The sequence below is a fragment of the candidate division WOR-3 bacterium genome (assembly GCA_039804165.1).
Taxonomy (GTDB): domain Bacteria; phylum Hydrothermota; class UBA3072; order UBA3072; family UBA3072; genus JAFGHJ01.
The window spans coordinates 104,709-123,851 of record JBDRZZ010000001.1 but is presented as its reverse complement, the minus strand read 5'-3'; the positions used below and the strand labels follow the sequence as shown (position 1 = coordinate 123,851).

General features: G+C 34.9%; 17 protein-coding genes. 4 read left to right on the top strand and 13 right to left on the bottom strand.

What is annotated here, in order from left to right:
• The first annotated feature begins 3 nt into the window (after positions 1–3).
• A complete protein-coding gene (gene ligA, locus ABIN61_00625) occupies positions 4–2,013 on the top strand; it encodes an NAD-dependent DNA ligase LigA (protein ID MEO0292713.1) in 2,010 nt (669 codons plus the stop codon).
• A gap of 287 nt (positions 2,014–2,300) precedes the next feature.
• On the opposite strand, the gene ABIN61_00620 is transcribed toward ligA, so the two are convergent.
• The 11 genes from ABIN61_00620 to ABIN61_00570 all read right to left on the bottom strand — a co-directional run bounded on the left by ABIN61_00620 (position 2,301) and on the right by ABIN61_00570 (position 14,120).
• A complete protein-coding gene (locus ABIN61_00620; protein ID MEO0292712.1) occupies positions 2,301–3,164 on the bottom strand; it encodes a hypothetical protein in 864 nt (287 codons plus the stop codon).
• On the bottom strand, positions 3,149–6,148 hold the full coding sequence (locus ABIN61_00615) for a PilC/PilY family type IV pilus protein (protein ID MEO0292711.1): 3,000 nt from the start codon (positions 6,146–6,148) through the stop codon (positions 3,149–3,151). The genes ABIN61_00620 and ABIN61_00615 overlap by 16 nt, the downstream gene beginning before the upstream one ends.
• Before the next feature lie 10 nt (positions 6,149–6,158).
• On the bottom strand, positions 6,159–6,839 hold the full coding sequence (locus ABIN61_00610) for a hypothetical protein (protein ID MEO0292710.1): 681 nt from the start codon (positions 6,837–6,839) through the stop codon (positions 6,159–6,161).
• Positions 6,840–6,851: 12 nt separating this feature from the next.
• The gene (locus ABIN61_00605; GenBank protein ID MEO0292709.1) at positions 6,852–7,373 is read right to left on the bottom strand and encodes a hypothetical protein; all 522 of its coding nucleotides are present in this window, start codon (positions 7,371–7,373) and stop codon (positions 6,852–6,854) included.
• 9 nt (positions 7,374–7,382) lie between these two features.
• Positions 7,383–7,982 (bottom strand): prepilin-type N-terminal cleavage/methylation domain-containing protein, encoded by a 600-nt coding sequence (locus tag ABIN61_00600; protein ID MEO0292708.1) that lies wholly within the window; start codon positions 7,980–7,982, stop codon positions 7,383–7,385.
• An 8-nt stretch (positions 7,983–7,990) separates the two neighbouring features.
• Positions 7,991–8,413 carry a type II secretion system protein gene (locus tag ABIN61_00595; protein MEO0292707.1) on the bottom strand — a complete coding sequence of 141 codons (423 nt, stop codon included), beginning with the start codon at positions 8,411–8,413 and terminating at the stop codon, positions 7,991–7,993.
• Positions 8,410–8,856, bottom strand: a complete 447-nt coding sequence (locus ABIN61_00590) for a prepilin-type N-terminal cleavage/methylation domain-containing protein (protein ID MEO0292706.1) — start codon at positions 8,854–8,856, stop codon at positions 8,410–8,412. Before ABIN61_00590 ends, ABIN61_00595 begins: the two co-directional genes overlap by 4 nt.
• 112 nt (positions 8,857–8,968) lie before the next feature.
• Positions 8,969–9,850 carry a transposase gene (locus ABIN61_00585; GenBank protein ID MEO0292705.1) on the bottom strand — a complete coding sequence of 294 codons (882 nt, stop codon included), beginning with the start codon at positions 9,848–9,850 and terminating at the stop codon, positions 8,969–8,971.
• A gap of 24 nt (positions 9,851–9,874) precedes the next feature.
• Complete coding sequence (locus ABIN61_00580; GenBank protein ID MEO0292704.1) at positions 9,875–11,230, bottom strand: MBL fold metallo-hydrolase; 1,356 nt, start codon at positions 11,228–11,230, stop codon at positions 9,875–9,877.
• Between the two features lie 11 nt (positions 11,231–11,241).
• Positions 11,242–13,299, bottom strand: coding sequence for a glycine--tRNA ligase subunit beta (glyS, locus tag ABIN61_00575; protein MEO0292703.1), 2,058 nt, complete (start codon positions 13,297–13,299; stop codon positions 11,242–11,244).
• Complete coding sequence (locus ABIN61_00570; protein MEO0292702.1) at positions 13,278–14,120, bottom strand: glycine--tRNA ligase subunit alpha; 843 nt, start codon at positions 14,118–14,120, stop codon at positions 13,278–13,280. Before ABIN61_00570 ends, glyS begins: the two co-directional genes overlap by 22 nt.
• A 134-nt stretch (positions 14,121–14,254) precedes the next feature.
• On the opposite strand from ABIN61_00570, the gene ABIN61_00565 reads away from it, so the two are divergent.
• The 3 genes from ABIN61_00565 to ABIN61_00555 are packed head-to-tail and all read left to right on the top strand — an operon-like array spanning position 14,255 to position 15,964.
• The gene (locus ABIN61_00565; protein ID MEO0292701.1) at positions 14,255–14,719 is read left to right on the top strand and encodes a PTS sugar transporter subunit IIA; all 465 of its coding nucleotides are present in this window, start codon (positions 14,255–14,257) and stop codon (positions 14,717–14,719) included.
• Complete coding sequence (locus ABIN61_00560) at positions 14,720–15,052, top strand: C4-type zinc ribbon domain-containing protein (GenBank protein ID MEO0292700.1); 333 nt, start codon at positions 14,720–14,722, stop codon at positions 15,050–15,052.
• An 18-nt stretch (positions 15,053–15,070) separates the two neighbouring features.
• A complete protein-coding gene (locus tag ABIN61_00555; protein MEO0292699.1) occupies positions 15,071–15,964 on the top strand; it encodes a hypothetical protein in 894 nt (297 codons plus the stop codon).
• Here the strand turns inward: ABIN61_00555 and topA are convergent, their stop codons facing one another.
• Together topA and ABIN61_00545 are read right to left on the bottom strand one after the other, a co-directional pair.
• A complete protein-coding gene (gene topA, locus ABIN61_00550) occupies positions 15,965–18,127 on the bottom strand; it encodes a type I DNA topoisomerase (GenBank protein MEO0292698.1) in 2,163 nt (720 codons plus the stop codon).
• Positions 18,128–19,135, bottom strand: coding sequence for an RluA family pseudouridine synthase (locus ABIN61_00545; protein ID MEO0292697.1), 1,008 nt, complete (start codon positions 19,133–19,135; stop codon positions 18,128–18,130). It lies immediately after the preceding gene.
• Positions 19,136–19,143: the final 8 nt, after the last annotated feature.

Below are 19,143 nucleotides of genomic sequence, written 5' to 3'. Positions count from 1 at the left end.
AAAATGATTCCACCCGAGATAAAAAAAGAGATTGAAGAACTCAGAAAAAAAATAAATTACCACAATTACAGATATTACGTTTTGAACGAGCCAGAAATATCTGATTACGAATTTGACAAATTAATGGAGAGATTAAAAAAACTTGAAGAAGAATATCCGGAAGCCTGGGATCCAAATTCTCCAACTCAAAGAGTGGGAGGAGAACCATTAGAGGGTTTCTCCCATGTAATCCACGATCCTCCAATGCTTTCTTTAGACAACACTTATGAGGAAAAAGAGCTTGAAGAGTTTGAGAAAAGAGTTCTAAGACATCTTGAGGACCGCGTTGAAGTTATAGAATGGGTAATTGAACAAAAGATTGATGGAGTCGCTGTTTCTCTTGAGTATGAAAAAGGAAAATTTGTAAGGGGTTCAACTAGAGGAGATGGAACAACAGGAGACGATATAACCCAAAACCTAAGAACAATTAAGAGTCTTCCTCTCCAATTATTTGAAGAAGGAGAAAAGTATGACCGGATTGAAGTAAGAGGAGAGGTTTTTATGCCAATTTCTTCTTTTATAACCCTAAACAAGGAAAAGGAAGAAAAAGGAGAGCCTCTTTTTGCAAATCCAAGAAACGCAACAGCAGGCACACTAAAAAGCCTTGACCCTAAAGTCGTGGCAGAAAGAAATCTCGACATTTATATACATTCATACGGAAAGCTACCAAAAGAAATCAGAACCCATATAGAAGCCCTCAATTTCTTAGAAAAATTAGGTTTCAAAATTAGCCCCCTAAGGGAAGTGCGGCGTGGTGTAAAACTTGCGAAAGATTTAATAGAAGAATGGAAAGAGAAAAGATTTGAGTTACCTTACCAAACAGATGGCCTTGTTTTCAAAGTAAATGACCTTGAGCTTAGAGAACGCCTCGGCACAACAACGAAATCTCCAAGATGGGCTGTTGCCTTTAAATTTCCTGCAGAAAGAAAGCCCACTTATCTAAAAGAAATAAAAATTTCTATTGGGAGAACCGGAATTGCAACTCCAGTTGCAATTCTTGAACCTGTTCTTATCGCAGGAACAACGGTCTCTAGGGCTTCTCTTTTTAACGAAGATGAAATAAAAAAGAAAGATATAAGGGTTGGAGATGAAGTCTTTGTAGAAAAAGGTGGAGACATAATCCCATATGTGGTCGGGGTTAATAAGCTTGCAAGGAAAGGAACAGAAAGGAAATTCAAATTCCCTGAAAAATGTCCTGAATGTGGAGAAAAATTAATTCGACCCGAAGGAGAAGCTTATTATAGGTGCATAAACATTCAATGCCCAGCTCAAATAAAAAAGAAAATTCTCCATTATGGAAGTAGGGATGGAATGAATATAGAAGGATTAGGAGATGTTCTTGTAGATCAATTGGTAGAAAAAAAATTAGTAAGTAATTTCGCAGATCTCTATCATTTAAAAATTGAAGGGATTGAAAATCTTGAAAGAATGGGAAAGAAATCAGCCCAAAATCTCTTAAATAGCATTGAAGATAGCAAAAATAGACCTTTTGATCGTCTGATATATTCTCTTGGAATTCCATTTGTAGGGACTTATGCGGCAAAACTTTTAACAGAAGCATTTCCAAGTATAGAAAAACTCAAAAACGCTAAAATGGAAGAACTATTAAGAATAAAAGGAATTGGAGAAAACACGGCTTCCTCTGTATTTTCATTCTTTAGAAACGAAAAGAATCTTTCAGTTATCGAGGAATTAAAAAAGGTTGGCGTTAAAATGGAAAGCGAAAAAATAGAAGAAAAAGATCTCCCTCTTAAAGGAAAAATATTTGTCTTTACTGGAGAGTTAAAAAAATACACTCGAAGAGAAGCCGAAGAGATTGTTGAAAAATTAGGAGGGCGAGCAACAAGCTCTGTCTCAAAAAATACTAATTTTGTGGTTGTAGGAGAAAATCCTGGCTCAAAATTCAAAAAAGCCCAAGAATTAGGCGTAAAAACCATTACCGAGGAAGAATTTTTAAAAATAATTCAAAAATAGAATCATTTATCTTTTTGAACTTTAAAAGCTCTTTTAGCTTCTAAATTATGAAATTCTAAAAAAATCTAAAGAGTTTTCCATAAAGCTTAAAATGTAGACTCCAAAAATGAATTTTCCTTCTTTATCATTTATTCAAATAAAAATATTTTGTATAATTCGCTGAACTCCTAAATTTCTTTTTTTATTTTTTCATTTATTTTATACTAACCATACAACCATATCCAAAATTAAAAAGGGGGCTTGTTCATTAAGAACAAGCCCCGAAAACCGCAAGAAAGGAAGGAAATTTATTTTTCTTCTCTCTTTTTAATATTCAGATTAATAGTATTAGTGGTCTCACCACCTCTTTCGTCTTTTGCTTTTATCTTAACAAGAAAAGAAGTATCCCTTTCTGGAGCATCCAAAATAAGGGTGCTCCCATCAAGTCTTACCCCTAAAGGAGCTTCAAGAAGAACTAACTCAACTTTATCCCCATCTATATCCTTAACCTGAATTTCATACCTCAATATTTTATCTTCCGTAGAAGAAGAAAAAGAAACAAATTCAGGAGGGGTATTCTGAACAACAACCAAATTTGTATTAACCGAGAAACCCTTCTCCTCCCCATCAAAAGGTGTAACAACAGCATAAACCTCATCACCTGCTTTAATCTCAGACCCGCTTAAAATCTTTTTCTCTCCAACTTCCTTTCCATTTATAAACCACCTCGGAATAAGCTCCACCTCATCTCCATCCACATCCACAGCCTCTCCTTTCACAGAAAGTTCTCTACCTGCTCTTGGACCGGGTGGAGAAATCTCAACAGAATTAATCCTTGGGGGAGAATTTCTAATTACAATTGGACCGATTTTTTTCTTTTCCACCCCTTCAATTAAAATAGAGCACCACACAGTATCGCCTTTTGAAAAATATTTTGGCTCAAGTTGATTCTTATTAACAGGAACAAGACCCCCATTAACAGTCCAACGAAATTCGGGAGATTTTAAAGTTAAGGTTGTGATTTTAAGGGTTATAACATCTGAAGAAGTAGGATTCGTAGGAGAAAAATCTCCTGAAATCACTCTCCCTTCTTTTTTAGATGCGGAGGAAGACCCTCCGCATCCAGATATAAGAAAAAGAAGGAAAATCAAAATTTTTATCTTTCTTTCCATCTCAAAATCCTCTTAAGAGCTCCAACTCCTCTTCCTCTCTCAATCCATAGAGAATCAGAAGTCTGTCCAATCTTAATTACCTCTCCATCAATACCAATATGATACTTTGGAGATTGTGGAATCCCAGTTCCAATATTTCTCATCCTTCCGGTTCCACTTCTAAAATGAATAGAATATTCTGTTGCCAAACCACCAGAAGGATTGCAAGGATCATTTGTTGTACTTGGAGAGAAAGTTACAAAATTAAGGGTGTCTAAAAACATAATAGGAGCAGCCACTGTCTTTTCATCAACTCTTCCATAATCATCATATAAGATATACCAACCTTTCTTTCCTGGAAAATCTTTAAATACATCAAAAGAACCACCTGGAGAAACCTTCTTGAGATCCCCTTCTGTCAAGGGATAGCTTTCCCCTATTCCCAAACTATCTATTATAGCATAGAATCTATTTGAAACACCTTTCCTAAATACCTTAGCCCTATCTCCAGTTCCATAAAATATCCAGAGGAAACCAATAGCATCTCTATGAATTATTGGATGGAAGAAGGCAGGTTGAGAAGGAACTTTGGAAGGAGTATCATCTGCTTTCTTAGTTGGTATTGGAGGCTTAAAGATACATCTTGCTTTCCAACTTGAAACATCAGGAGAACGAACATCAACTTTCCACAGTTGTCCTGCAAGATCCGGAATATATAACAAATCATAGCAATTATCCATTTTCGGATTCAAATTTATCATACTTCCTGCTGCAGCAAAAGGATATAACATCTTGTTCTCGTCTCCAGGTGCAGGAGGTATATACCAATAATTATTCCCATAAGAAAGACCTCTAGTAGCAGCATCATAAACATCAACTGCAACAATAACATTTCCTCTTAGAGAATCAGAAGAAAGAGGATCATATCTATTAAACAAAGGTTTCCCATTCAAGGAATCTGGCCATTCCCCTCCTCCAAAGAAAGCAAAAAATCTCTCAACAGTATCTCCTAAAATTTCTCTCTTCACCTTATGTATTACAGGGACAGAAGTTGTAAATCCTAAAATATTTCCATCCATTAAAGCAGGATAAAAACTAAATAGATGGGAAGGTGAGCTTGGATTTGTGACATCAAGAAAAGTCATTCCTCTACCACCTTCACCCTGAGAAGCCACAAGAACTGTTCTCCACTCTGTTGCATCTTTAAAATCGTCATCATAACTGGAAGGAAACCAGACGTCCGCTGCCATTGGCTCTGCATCTACATAAAATCTATGAGAATCTTTTAAAGTCTTCAAATCAGGGAGTAAATTCTCAGGAATAACAGCAAATAGTTCCTCTCCTGTAGAATCAGAAAAGGCATGCAACATCCCAGTATTACTTCCAGCATAAATAACAGCAGACCTTGATTTACTCATTAATTCTCTATATTTATAAAAATCATCATCATGATAAAAGAAATTAGGAGTTCCAATTCTAAGAGGAGAAGAATGGAAGATATCCCCCAGATAGGAAGTAGTAGTAGAAGTAGGAGAACCTCCTCTAACAAGATTTATTATTGTATCCCTACTTGCAGTTGAAAAAACACCAAGGTCTGCCGGAGTGATATATGAAGCAGTAAATGGAATCATACTCCCATTTTTTATTCCATATATATTTCTTGTAGAAGGATCCCTTTTTCTAAGTAAATCTCCTGCGTTCCAAACAACAAACCTTGAAGGAATAGAATCAAAATTAATTGAGCTCAAAGAATCAAGTTTTATTGCCCTAAAATGTCCCTCCCAGAATGGCCCCGAACTCGGATAAAAAGAAGCAAGATATAACCTTGTTTCATATTTAGTAGAGATAAACTCCTCTTCAATGCTTGTAACTTCTCCAGCTGCGAATGAATGCGCTTCTTCGATAATCTGAGCCAAAATATCTCTTAATGCCTTAACAACCTCTTCAGGAGAACCAGCATAATAATAATGCTTAGTTCCCCCTCTTATGGCGATATTATCAAGGGTCTGAGTTGCAATTCCAATTCCTATAACGAAGGTCTTAATATCAAAAGTTGTAGCAGGATGTCCTCCATGCGCAGGAACTAAAGTATTACGGAGGGACTCGGCTTCCCAGTAACACTGGTCTTTCATCCATTGAGGGCTACTTCCGTCCGTTCCACTTAATCCTGCCTTATCACCTTTCTTCCCATAATCTGTCTGCAATATACCGACTGTAGGTTCTCCATCCGTTAGAAGGATAACATAATATTTTCTACACCATTTTTCTTCACTATTCAGATTTTTGATTTCATTTGCATACCAGTATCTCGCACCACGGAGAGCCGGAGCTATAGGAGTCCAGCAGGAACCCCTCACTTCATTTTGGTCTTCGTAGCTATTTACTTTACTATCCATAAATTTTTTTATATTGTTTATATGAGATTCGTTTTCACCCTTTGCTTCAGAAATGGTTACTCTTAACATAAACTGCTCATTTGCGTAAGTGGTTTTAGCACCATTCCATTGCAGCTCAGGCGTTACATATTGATTATCTCTATGACCGTAATAACCTTTATAAAAATTCACAGTCCAGTGAGCCTCTGGATTCTTCTGCTGATAAAATGTTGCAAGACCCCACCGGACATCACCTCCGATCTCATCCAAAACTTGACAAATTGCCTTCTTAACTATATATAGTCTTGACTTGTCTCCATAACGATCAGGATCCTCTATAAGAGTAGAATCTCTCCTAGGCCACGTTCTAATTTGCCATCTTGGTTTACCCGGAGATCTTCCGTAAAACGGATTTTCAATATAATGACCATCTATAGTGTTCGCTCCCCCAACCGTTCCATCACCGTCACAAAGTTCACCTGCCATATTCTCAGTCATACTGCCGGAAGAGTCTAAAATTATCATAACATAAGGAGCCACAAATTGAGAGAAAAATTTTTCATCCTGTAGATGACTGCCAAGCTTTGGCACAAAACACAATAAAGTTAAAATAACAAATATCTTCTTCATAGGCCCCTCCTTACTCCATTACTATTGGAATTTTGTTCTTTTTAACAGAAAAGAACGAAGTTTCGAGCATAGGGTTGGTAACAGATTTCAATTTTCTTTCTCCAGCTTTTTTACCACCTATCCAGACTTCCACATTTTCAGGTAAATAGCCCAATCCTTCCACTTTTCTCCATCCATCGAATATTATTTCTTTTCCTGGTGTTTTAATATACATTGGTAAGCATGAACCACGCTCAAACTCAATTCTGTATCCATACTTCTCTCCTATCAATCTGAAGTCCTCCTCTCTGTATTCATCTATTAAATGTAAAAGAGAGCTTCTATAACCTATAAATATATAAGAGAGAAGTTTACTTATGTCTCCTCCAATAAAAGTCTCACCATTAGAGTAAATAACAGGAATTTCTATCGTGGTTCTCCTTGCACTCTTATCCTTCCTATTCATCTGAACCACTTCTTCATTTATAGGGGGTATATCGAGAGAAAAATAATCTAAGGGCATATTTTCCAACTGTTCAGTCGGAATTACATATTGAATCAATATCTCTTTCCCTGACTTTATTATCTGCATTTCTCCCCCGCCTTGTTCGTAAGTTACCATAACTGTCCCCCGGTATCCTTTAAATATCTCTTTTTCAATAGGCTTCATAATCTCATTTAATCCTATAGAGAACAATAAAAATAAAACCATCTTCCCTCCTTTTTAATACATTGTATGACCAAAAGAACTCTCACCAAGAGGCGTCCACCAACCTGCTGCAACTTCAACAACTTTCTGGGGTGCCTCTGGCCTACCCATTAATCCTCCTGTGGTAAATTCATAAACCCAATAACTTCCAGAACCACCCGAAGAAACAGGCCCATAAGGATTATTTCCTCGTTCGTTGCTGTAAACTATTGGGACTGGAGCAATAATAAAAGACCTCATCGTATCGCCTTCCATATAAACTCTGTGAACACCTATTTTTTCATCTCCTGGAAAAACCTCCATTGAATCATTAGAAGTTATCACAGAATCTATTAAACTAACATCTGGAATCATTGCAATAAAATATTCCGCTCCATTTTCAGCAAGTTGAAGAGCTCCTTTTCTTTTTATTAAGTTTAAAGTGGAAGCTATATCTCCTTTTGTCATAAGAGCTGTCGCAGTTGTTAAAATTGTAAGAATTGCCATAATCCAGAGGATAATTACCATTGAAATACCTTCTTTGCTTTTCTCATTCATTTGAACCTCCTAATTTGGTCTACTATTTCTTAAAGATGCAAGACCTCTATAATGAATTGTGTCTCTAACTGAAACAAAAGGATTCAAAATTTGAAGATGATATTCTATATGGTCTACTAAAGAAGCTCCAGGAGGAAAAATCCAATTTCCTGAGGGATCAACTTCTCTAATAGGGAAATTATTAACCTCATTTCCAGCTTCATCCACATAGGTAAATCTAAGCGAAATTACATTATCCATTGCAAAATTCCCATCTATATATAATGTATCATGCCTCAATTCTATAGAATGAATATCTACCGAATCAACAACTCCTAACTCAGGACCATCAATATCGTGAGAATAAACAAGTCTATTTGGCTCTCCACTTATTATTCCAAAAGACTGCGAAGGTCTCCCAGGATCCTTTCCAGAATAACCAATCATTCTAATTTCTTTTGAAATATATGTAGAAGCTTTTCTTGCTTTTGTATTCATCTCAGACCACGATCTTTGCCTTCGTAAAGCCTTCTCATTATAAAAGAAATTTTCATATATCATCCCAACCACTATCCCAAGCACAACCACAACTACAACAATTTCAATAAGAGTGAAACCTTTATTCTTCATCTTTCCTCCTAATTATGCCTGGAAATAAAAACAAGCTGTGTATCAACCTTACTCCTTGGATCAGAAGTTATCGTTCTAACTCCTAAATATACCCCTGGTCTACCTAAATTAACTTCTTTCTCAGGATAAAATGAACCAACTTCTAATCTCACTCTTATCCCTGTTCCAGAATCAATAGCTCCTCCAATAGAGTCTCCTATAGCAAGATTATTCCAAATAAAATCAAATCTTTCTCCCGCAACAGGTGAAGCTTTTAACCACCCCTTAAATTCCTCAATTGCTCTTTCTCTAAGAAGAGCTTTCCTTGCGTCTCTTTCTGACTTCGTAATCGAACGGCTATTCTGGGCATTAAACATAACAACCCCAACCATTACAATAGTAAAAATTAATATGCTGACAATAAGTTCTATCAGAGTAAATCCTCTTTTCATTTTCTCCTCACCTCCATAACGCCAATAGGCGAAATATAAAACTCTAATTTAATGCCGGTTTTCTTATCCTCAACTTCAAAACTTCTCCGATTATTTCTTGCTCTAACAAAGCCGTCTCTTTCTACAGTTAAGATGAGTGGCCCACCCCCACAATTTAAAGAAAACCTTGGCTCCAAAACAAAGTAATCTTTTGGCGCCCAACTTACCAGAGTATCTTTCACACATTCCAAAGAGTCTCCTCCAATTTTCATTATATAATCCACACCTTCTGAAGCTGCATATCTATTAACTCTTTGATAAAAACTAACAATTGCATTCTTTGTCTCCTCTATTTTATTTCTCTGATATAACCTACTAAAAGCAGGAACACCCAAAAGAGCTAAAATCCCTATTGCAGCAATTACAACCAATAATTCAATTATTGTAAAACCCTTCCTTTTCATTTTTCCTCCTTCTTTTTAAAATATACAAACTTCATTCCAAAAAATAAGTCCTTAATTTTCAAAAACTTAATCTCCACAACCTGTGTAATCCTTTACACACCTATGCACCTCCCTACCCATTGGGGTCAGGTCTTGATTTTTGAATTCCATTTTTCTGTCTCTTAACAATTTTGCTAACCGTTGAATAATGAATCCCAAGAAAGTTTCCAATCTCCTTCAGGTTATATCTAAATTCTTCATATGCTTGATATATTTTCCCTTCCTTTTCCTCTTTTGTCTTTATGTTTCTAAATATTTGTTCCAATTCTGGTCTATTCGCAAACCTCTCCACTTTTGCAATTTCTACATCCTTCTCCTTCTCCAATAACTTTTCTTCATACTTCTCAATAAAATTTTTACTTCCCAGGAAGATCCTACCTCGTAATTCCTTCCAAGGGCTCTCCTTCCCAATTCCCTCAAGCACAAATTTTTTATACCTTTCCATGGCTTTTTCTAAATCCTCATCAAAATTTGATAAAATCCACGAAATATTAAGAAGTTCTGGGGGCTTAACCAAGCCAATCATTGCCTTATAACTACTCCACTCCCATTCCTCAGGAGCTTCAACTAATCCGGCCCTAACAGGATTTAACACAATATATCTACACAATTCTAAAAGATAATTTTCCTTTTCCACAAGAATTGACTTAAATCTATCTTGAAAAATATGGCCAACACTCTTCCTTTTATAATTTAGTTTCTGCGCATAATTTCCATTTAGCTGTCTCATTCCCTCTGAAAGATTTGGCTTAGGCGTCTCTATTAACAAATGATAGTGATTATTCATAAGACAATATGCATAACAAATCCACTTTTCCCTCTTTACAACTTCCCAAAAAATAGAGAGAAAGAGCTTCCTATCACTATCATCAAAAAATATGTCCTCTTTCCCATTCCCCCGGGATGTTATATGATAAACAGCACCAGAAAACTCTATTCTTAATGGCCTGCTCATCAATAATAATTTAAGAAGATAAATTCAAAAATCAAGACCTGACCCCAATTTTTCAGGAATGTCGACCTTATATCCCATCTCCCTTAGTGTCAAACCAAATGGGATTATCTGAGATTCTTCCCCATGCACAAGAATTATTCTCTTTGGAGAGACTTTTTCTACAAAGGAGATAAGATCGTTCCTATCTGCATGAGCACTAAATTCGTTAAGGACAACAACCTCGGCTTTCCTTTTATAAGGCTCTCCAAAAATATTTACTACTTCTTCTTTCTCAACGAGTTTTCTGCCAAGGGTATTCTCAGCTTGATACCCAACAATTAAAATTATATTTTTTTCGTCTTCAATATTATTCTTCAAATGATGAAGAATCCTTCCATGCTCACACATTCCAGAAGCAGAAATAATCACCATCGGGCCTTTTTTATCATTCAGAGCTTTAGATTCTTCAACATCTCTTATATAAGTTATCTCTCCAAAATTAAAAAGATGATTTTCCCGCAAAAGCCTATAAGCTTCTTCATCAAAATACTCTGGATGCTTCATAAAAACACCCGTTATCTCAACAGTAAGAGGAGAATCAACGTAGATGGGAATCTTGGGAACTCTTTTCTCCAAAATAAGAGAGTTTATTGCGTATATAACTTCTTGAGCCCTCTCTAAGGCAAAAGAAGGTATTATAACTTTACTTCTTCTTTCTATTGCTTTTTTCAAAACTTCTTCAAGGTCTTTTTTAACATACTCAATATCACGATGAACCTTATTCCCATAAGTGCTTTCCATAATAAGTATATCAACCTTCCCAGGAATTTCCGGATCTCTTAATATTGGCAAATTACTTCTTCCAAGATCCCCAGTAAAAAGAATTTTCTGCCCATCCACTTCAAACAAAACTTCTGCCGAACCTAAAATATGCCCTGCATCAAAAAACTCAAAGCTAATTCCTCTTTCTTCTTTAGTTCTATAAGGAATAGGAACAAAAAGCTCAAAGGACTTTTCCACATCTTTTATTGTGTAAAGGGGCTCAATTTTCTCCTCTTTGTGCTTCTTATTTAAATACTCCGCATCTCTTTCGTGAATATGAGCAGAATCAAGAAGAAGATGCTTAAGAAGATCTATTGTAGCTGAAGTGGCATAAATTTTTTTTGAAAAGCCATTTTTTACAAGATTCGGAATATTACCGGAGTGGTCAATATGAGCGTGAGAAAGAATCATAAAATCAATTTCTTTAACATCAAATAGAAATTCCCGATTTTTCTTTTCGGATTCTTTCCTTTTACCTTGGAAAAGACCACATTCCACGAGAATTCTTTGCGTTCCTGTGTCTAAAATAAACTTACTACCCGTAACCTCTTTTGTAGCACCATAAAACTCGATTTTCATTCTAAGCCTTTCTAATCAATAACGATTTCTTCAAAATCACAGAAAAGATGAAATAACCCTCTCACATAATAAAGAAGAGCTAGTCTATTATTCCTCAAATCTTCATCATCAACCATCACTAAAACCGAATCAAAGAAATTATCAATATAAGGTCTTAGCTTCTTTAATTCTTTTAACCCTTCAAGATACTGTCTATTCTTTATAAAATTATTTAAAATTGGTTCTAAGGCTTTTGCTTCTCTAAATAAATCCTTTTCTTCTTTCTCTATTAAAAGAGTTTCTTTAACTTCTCCTTGTACCACCCCTTCCAATATATTAGAAACCCTCTTCTGTCCTATTACAATTTTCTCAAACTCTTTCTCATCTTTCCTAATTTCCATCATAGCCAAGGCAACAAGGTAAGACTCTAAGAGATCGTTCCATTTTTCAGAAAGAACTGCTTTAGCTATATCATATCTTATATTTTTGCTCTCAAGATAACCCTCCATTCTTTCTATCATAAACTGTTTAATCTCCTCAAAAATTTCTTCCTTGTAATCTACCCCAAATAATTTAAGACTCTTTTTTATTAATTCATCCATTGGAAAAGAAAACTTAAAATCTAAAACAATCCTTATAGCACCATTCATTGCCTGACGAAGTCCAAATGGGTCTCTTGAACCTGTTGGCTTTTCTCCGGCAACAAAACTCCCAACCATAAGGTCTATTCTATCAGCAAGAGAAAGAACAGCCCCTTCTTTTGTAGTAGGAAGAGTATCTTCTACATTTTTAGGTTTATAATGCTCCTCTATTATCTTACAAACCTCCTCTTTCAAACCCTGGGCTCTTCCATATTCCGCTCCTATATACCCCTCAAGGCTTGTAAACTCTTTGCCATCTCTTATCATAAGAGTTGTTAAATCAACTTTACAAAGTTCTGCACCTTCTTTTAAGACCTCAAGATTTATCCCATCCAAAATTTTTCCAATCCATTCACTTAACTCAACCAACCTTTTCGTTCTATCCAATAGATTACCCAAGTTCTTATGCCATTTAATTCCTGAGAGGCTCTGAATCCTTTCTCTTATAGGTAACCTATTATCTACTTCCCAGTAAAATTTTGCATCTTCAAGTCTTGCAGTTAAAACCCTTTCATTGCCTTTTATTATTTCCTCAGTTGGTTTATTATTTATTCCTGAGATAAAATACGGAATGAGTTTCCCATTCTTTTTTAAAGGAAAATACCTTTGATGGGTCTCCATTGCTGAGATTATTACCCCTTCAGGTAACTTAAGAAACTCTTCCTGGAAAGAACCAAGAATTACAAAAGGATATTCTATAAGATTAGAAACCTCTTCCAGAAGACCCACAGAGAAAATGGGAGAAGCCCCAAGCTTTTTCGCCTCCCTTTCTATTAAACTTTTAAGAAGTCTTTTCCTCTTCTCTGGATTAGCGATGACAAATGCTTTTTCAAGTTTTTCTTCATAATTCTTAGGAGTGACTTTTATCTTCCCAAAGCTCAACAAGCGATGTCCAAAAGTGGTATTAGAACTCCTTACCCCAGCTATAGAGAGAGAAATGACTTTTTCTCCAAACATAACAATAAGCCATCTTATTGGTCTTGCAAAAGCAAAACCAGTTTCTTCCCATCTCATTTTCTTTGGAAATTCAATATTTTTAATTAAGGAGAGTAAGTTTTCTTTAAGGATCTCCTCTACCTTTTTAGGTTTTTCTAAAATCTCAGCCACAACATATTTATTACCATCAATCTCCTCAATTTTTAAAGAATCAATAGAAACACCTTTTGAAGAAGCGAAACCTTTAGCCATCTCGGTTGGTTTTCCATCTTTAAAAGCAAGATGTGCTGGGGGTCCTTTTATCTTATTTATTTTCTTCTCCTTTTTCTTCTTAACATTCTTAACTATAAGAGCAAGTCTTCTTGGAGTATAAAACTTTTCAATACTTGAATAAGAAATCCCATTAGAGCAAAACACATCTTTTAATCCTTTTTCAAAAGAATTTATAGCATTTTCTAAATAACCTGCAGGGATCTCTTCCGTTCCAATTTCTATGAGTACATCTCTATCCATTTCCGAGCCGCCATATTTGCTAATTTTCTTATTTCAAGAATATAATTATTCCTCTGTTCTACCGAAAGAGCGCCTCGCGCATCAAGAAGATTAAATGTATGGGAAGCCTTAACAACAAAATCATAACCAGGGTAAAGAAGATTTTTATTAATTAATCTTTTGGCTTCCTTTTTACATTCTTCAAAATAATCAAAAAGAAAGTTTACTTCCGCTTCATCAAAATTATAAACACAAAACTGATATTCTTGATCTTTATTTAAATCTGTCCAAGTCTTATCTTTTGACCATGGAAGATCAAAGACAGAAGTAGCTCCAGAAAGAATGATTGCTATTCTCTCAAGACCATAGGTTAGCTCAGCAGAAATAGGATCAAGATCTACCCCTCCAACTTGCTGAAAATAAGTAAATTGGGTAATTTCTTGCCCATCCAACCACACCTCCCAACCCAAACCCCAAGCCCCAAGAGTGGGTGACTCCCAATCATCCTCAACAAACCGGACATCATGCTCATTTATATTTAGTGAAAGATACTTAAGACTCTCAAGGTACAAATCTTGAACATTGGTTGGAGAAGGTTTCAGAATCACCTGATATTGTTGAAATTGCTGAAGCCTATTGGGATTCTCGGCATACCGCCCATCTTTTGGTCTTCTTGAAGTCTCAATATAAGCAACTTTTAATGGATTCTTACCAAGAGCCCCAAAAAAAGTTAATGGATTAAAGGTCCCAGCTCCTACCTCAGATGTATAGGGAAGCCCTATCGTGCATCCTTTTTTAGCCCAAAAATCTTGCAATTTTAAATATACAGTTTGAAAATCCATCTTTTTTCCTTTTAAAGTTGGATAAAATATATACAATTTTTTAATTTTGTCAAATGGTAAAAATCTCTAAAATAGACATTTTCTATAATTTTAGGTATTGACAAGAAATTAAATAACATTATACTTTATTAAATATGGAAAAAGCCTTAGTTAGTAAAATTCTTAAAGATATAAAAGTTTTATTGAATATTGAGGCAGAAGAGAAATTTGAGTTAATAAAGATTTTGGTTAAGGCTTTAAATTTAAGTAAAGATAAAGAAGAAATTCTAACAAATGCAGTTATACAAAGGGAAAAAATTGGCTCTACAGGAATTGGCAACGGTATAGCAATTCCTCACACAAGAAGTTTAGCAGTAAAAGACCTGATGGTTGTTGTAGGACGTCCTAAAAGGCCGATAGATTTTGAATCACAGGATAAAAAGCCAGTTCGGCTTGTTTTTCTTGTAGTGGCACCTCCTTATTCTTCAAAAAGGGAATATCTGATTCTTCTTGGGAAAATAGCCGAGACATTTAATGAAATCTCATCTGATGAAAAATTGTTTAAAATAAATAATGAAGAAGAATTCAAAGTTGAACTTAGTAACCTTTTTGGAGTTTAAATGGATAAACAACTTTTACTTTTAATTTCTTTACAGGAATTAGATATTCTTCGGAAAGAGAAAAAAGGAGAAGAAGAAGTAGGCTTTGAGATAGACAATATGAAAAAAATGGAAGAAGCAAGGGCAAGCATTGTCTCTCAAATAAAGGATCACTTGTATAGAAAATATAGCAGATTGACAAAAAGATATGGTAGTGCTGTAGTTCCTGTGGTAAACAATATCTGTCAAGGATGTTACCTACTTTTTCCAACTCAAATGATTGCTCCTGAGCAAAAAAATAAATCTGTTATTACCTGCCCAAATTGTGGAAGAATTCTATACTGGATTGACTAAATAGAATAAATTAATTTAATGATTCTTCCTCCTAGGATCTTTGAAGAAGTTCCTTCATTTAAAAAAACAAAATTAAAAAATGACCTATTTGAAATTAGATTTAAATCCCCAGTAAATACATTTAACGAAATAAACGATAACGTATACTTGCTACTTAAAGATTCACCTCAAAAAAGAAAAGTTTGTATTTTAGTTCATGGGCTTGGAATGGAATTAGGGTCAAAATGGGACTCATATATAAAGATTGTTCCTCCTCAAATAGGAGCTTGTTATATAGACCTCCCCTATCAAAGACACCGTAGAACAGGAAAAGATTTGCTTTCTTCTCTTTGGGATGGAATCTTCACTTTAAATTTTTTTAAACAGGGAACCTTGGATATAATTAAAACTGTAAATATCCTAAAGAAACTCGGATATAAAGAAATCTCAATAATAGGAATAAGTCTTGGAAGCATTTTTTCCATTATGGCTATGGCTCTAGATAAGAGAATTAATAAAGGTGTTTTTATCTTAGGAGGTGGTGATTATAGTATAATAACTTGGAAGAGTCCTCTCCTTTTTAAATTAAGAACAGCTTATAAAAAGAAAGGTATAACTTATAAAAATTGCATAAAAGCAAGAACTCTCCTTAAGCCCTTTTTAGAATCTGTAATAAAAGGAGAAATTCCTTTTAACATTAAAACAAACATTATTTGTCTTTACTTTGATCCTTTATGTTTTGCCCCTATGATTAAACCCGAAAAAGTTCTTATGATAAATGCTCTATTTGACTTAATAATACCAAGAAAATCAACCATTCTTTTACACAAGGCTTTAGGAAAGCCAAAGATAATCTGGTTTCCAACAGGGCATCTTCAACTCCATCTATTTAGAAATTCAATAATTTCAAAAATAAAAAGTTTTCTCCAATAATTAAGAACTCTTTTCCTCGTTTTTGCATTTAATACAATAAAAATAATTTTCTTTTCTCTTTATTTTTTCCACCATAAATGGAGCACCACAATTAGAACACTCCCGAAGAATTGGTTTATTCCACAAAATGTTATTACAATTCTCATTTGAACAAGGATAATAAATTCTCCCTTTTTTAGATCTTTTCTCTAAAAATTCTCCATTCTCACATTGAGGGCACCTAACCCCTGTAGAAATAGAAGCAGTCCAATCGCAATCAGGATAATTTTTACAAGCCTTGAATCTTCCAAACTTACCTTCTTTTAAAATTACCTCTCCTCCACATTTCGGGCATTTTTCATTAAGAACTTCCTCTGAGATGGGTTCTCTATATCCTTCGCAATCCCCTGGATATCCTGGACAAGCAAGAAACTTCCCAAATTTTCCCCATCTCACAATCAAATTCTTACCACATTTAGGGCATTTTTTATCCACTTCTTCAGTTATACTATCTCTAATCTCAGAAATTTTCATCTCAATGGCATCCAAATAATTCCTAAAAGAAGAATAGAACTCTTCAATAGAACCTCGCCAGTCTTTTTCCCCATCCTCAATTTCATCTAAGGTTTTTTCCATCTCTGATGTAAATTCACAATTGATTATTGTATCTCCAAAATGCTTAACCAAGATCTTGTTTACAATCCTACCAATTTCTTGAGGGACAAGAAAACCTTTAACCTTTTTTATATAATTCCTTTTAAATAGTGTGGAAATGATTGGGGAATAAGTGCTTGGACGACCAATTCCTCGTTTTTCCATTTCTCTTACCATTGATGCTTCAGAATATCTTGGAGGAGGCTCTGTTGTTTTCTTATCGGTTATTAAAGTTTTAAGTTCAACCGAATCGCCTTCTTTCATCAAAGGAATTTCCTCCTCTTCTTTTGGAGGGGTAAGAATTTTATAAAAACCTTCAAATTTCAAATTTTTAGAAGAACCTTTAAATTCAAAGGAAGAGCCTTCCACAATAACTACCTTAGAATCAAAAATAGCCGGTTTAAACTGACTCGCAAGAGCTCTCTCCCAAATTAGCTTATAGATCTTATACTCATCAGGGGTTAAAAAAGCTTTCACAGCCTCAGGGGTTCTTCTTATATCAGTAGGCCTAATTGCCTCATGTGCTTCTTGAGCTGTCTCTTTTGACTTAAACACATTGGGTTTTAAAGGTAAATATTCCTCTCCATATTCGTTTTTAATAAACTCCCGAATACTCTCTTCTGCCTCTTTTGAAATCCTATAGGAATCTGTTCTCATATAGGTAATAAGGCCTGTTGTCCCTTCAGGAAGGTCTACCCCTTCATACAACCTCTGAGCAATTAGCATTGTCTTACTAATAGAAAAACCAAAACTTGTGGAGGCACTTCTCTGAAGAGTGCTTGTAATAAGAGGAGGTAATGGAAATTGCTCTACATCTTCTCTTATGAATTTTTTAACAAAGAATTTTGTTTTTTCTATTTTTTCTTTTAGCTTTTCTGCCTCTTCTATACTTAAAATTTCTACCTTTTTTCCATTAATCTTTTGAAGAATTGCTTCAAATTCTCCTTCTGGATGAATAAATCTACCCCTAAGAACCCAATAATCCTTTGGGACAAATTTTTCGATCTCCTCTTCCCTCTCACAGATTAACCTAAGAACAACACTTTGAACCCTTCCAGCTGATAAACCCTTTTTAATGAGCTTCCATAATAATGGGCTAATTTCATATCCTACAAGTCTATCTAAGATTCTCCTTGTCCTTTGAGAAAAAACTTTGTTCATATCTATATCTATTGGTTCACTCATTCCCTTTTCTATTCCACTTTTTGTCATTTCATAGAACAAAACCCTTTTAGGTTTAACAGGTAGTTCTTCTGCTATATGATATGCAATGGCTTCACCTTCTCTATCGGGATCTGTCGCTATAAAAACCCTATCACTTTTTTTACTTTCCTCTACTATCTCTTTAATAATTTTCTTTTTACCTTTTATTATTTTGTATTCCGGTCTAAAACCATCATTAATATCTATCCCCATTCTACTTTTTGGTAGATCTTTAATATGACCCATCGTGGCAAGCACTTTTGTCTTTTTTAAATAAGTTGTTATTGTCTTTACCTTTGTAGGAGACTCAACAATTATTAAATCCATTTATCTTTTTCTCTCTATCTCATTCAAAAATTTTATTAGTTCCTTCATATCAGGATGGATTGGAGCCACAAAACGCATCCTTTTTTTCTTTCTTGGATGGAAAAACTCAACCGCTACAGCGTGGAGAGCTTGTCTATCCATAATTTCCATTATTTTATTAAATACATCATGGTAGTCAAGACCTATACTCCTTAATATTTTCTTGTCTCTTCCACCATAATCAGGATCCCCAATTACAGGGTATCCAAAATGAGAAAGATGAACTCTAATCTGATGGGTTCTACCTGTTTCCAAATTAACCTTAAGAATTGAAGCAAACCCATAGGAATGTAAGATTTTAAAACGAGTAAGAGAATCCTTAGAACTTAAAGGAGTAACAGCCATCAATTTCCTATCAAAAAAATTTCTTCCAATTGGAGAACTTATTTCTCCTTCCTCCATTGGAGGTGTTCCCCATACAATTGCAAGGTAAACCTTATCTACTTCCCTTTTTCTAAACTGCTCCGCAATTTTAGAATGAACTTCCTCATTCTTTGCAAAAACTATAACTCCAGTGGTATCTTCGTCTAATCTATGAATAACTCCGGGTCTCTCTTTACTTACTCCCTTTGATAGAGTGGAGCAATGATATAAAAGGGCATTAAGAAGAGTTCCTTCAAGATTCCCTTTTGCAGGATGAACAACAACTCCTTTTTGCTTATTCAAAACAATTATATCCTCATCCTCATAAATAATTGAAATAGGGATATTTTGAGGTTTTATCTCAAAAGGTCTTGGTTCTTTATAAATAACCTCAATTATATCCCCTTTCTTAACAAGATAAGAAGGTTTGGCAACCTTACCATTCACAAGAACCTCCTTATCTTGAATTTTCTTTTTTATTTTACTTCTACTAAAAGGAAGTGGGGTTTGCGAAAGATAAACATCAAGCCTTATGTTGTTGCTTCTTACTTCTTCTTTCCAAATCTTCGTTCCATTAGAATTAATATTCTCTAAATTTGGAGCCACAGAAAAGA

Coding starts and splice junctions, on each gene's coding strand:
- ligA (MEO0292713.1), top strand. CDS start 4: ATGATTCCACCCGAGATAAAAAAAGAGATTGAAGAACTCAGAAAAAAA.
- ABIN61_00620 (MEO0292712.1), bottom strand. CDS start 3,164: ATGGAAAGAAAGATAAAAATTTTGATTTTCCTTCTTTTTCTTATATCT.
- ABIN61_00615 (MEO0292711.1), bottom strand. CDS start 6,148: ATGAAGAAGATATTTGTTATTTTAACTTTATTGTGTTTTGTGCCAAAG.
- ABIN61_00610 (MEO0292710.1), bottom strand. CDS start 6,839: ATGGTTTTATTTTTATTGTTCTCTATAGGATTAAATGAGATTATGAAG.
- ABIN61_00605 (MEO0292709.1), bottom strand. CDS start 7,373: ATGAATGAGAAAAGCAAAGAAGGTATTTCAATGGTAATTATCCTCTGG.
- ABIN61_00600 (MEO0292708.1), bottom strand. CDS start 7,982: ATGAAGAATAAAGGTTTCACTCTTATTGAAATTGTTGTAGTTGTGGTT.
- ABIN61_00595 (MEO0292707.1), bottom strand. CDS start 8,413: ATGAAAAGAGGATTTACTCTGATAGAACTTATTGTCAGCATATTAATT.
- ABIN61_00590 (MEO0292706.1), bottom strand. CDS start 8,856: ATGAAAAGGAAGGGTTTTACAATAATTGAATTATTGGTTGTAATTGCT.
- ABIN61_00585 (MEO0292705.1), bottom strand. CDS start 9,850: ATGAGCAGGCCATTAAGAATAGAGTTTTCTGGTGCTGTTTATCATATA.
- ABIN61_00580 (MEO0292704.1), bottom strand. CDS start 11,230: ATGAAAATCGAGTTTTATGGTGCTACAAAAGAGGTTACGGGTAGTAAG.
- glyS (MEO0292703.1), bottom strand. CDS start 13,299: ATGGATAGAGATGTACTCATAGAAATTGGAACGGAAGAGATCCCTGCA.
- ABIN61_00570 (MEO0292702.1), bottom strand. CDS start 14,120: ATGGATTTTCAAACTGTATATTTAAAATTGCAAGATTTTTGGGCTAAA.
- ABIN61_00565 (MEO0292701.1), top strand. CDS start 14,255: ATGGAAAAAGCCTTAGTTAGTAAAATTCTTAAAGATATAAAAGTTTTA.
- ABIN61_00560 (MEO0292700.1), top strand. CDS start 14,720: ATGGATAAACAACTTTTACTTTTAATTTCTTTACAGGAATTAGATATT.
- ABIN61_00555 (MEO0292699.1), top strand. CDS start 15,071: ATGATTCTTCCTCCTAGGATCTTTGAAGAAGTTCCTTCATTTAAAAAA.
- topA (MEO0292698.1), bottom strand. CDS start 18,127: ATGGATTTAATAATTGTTGAGTCTCCTACAAAGGTAAAGACAATAACA.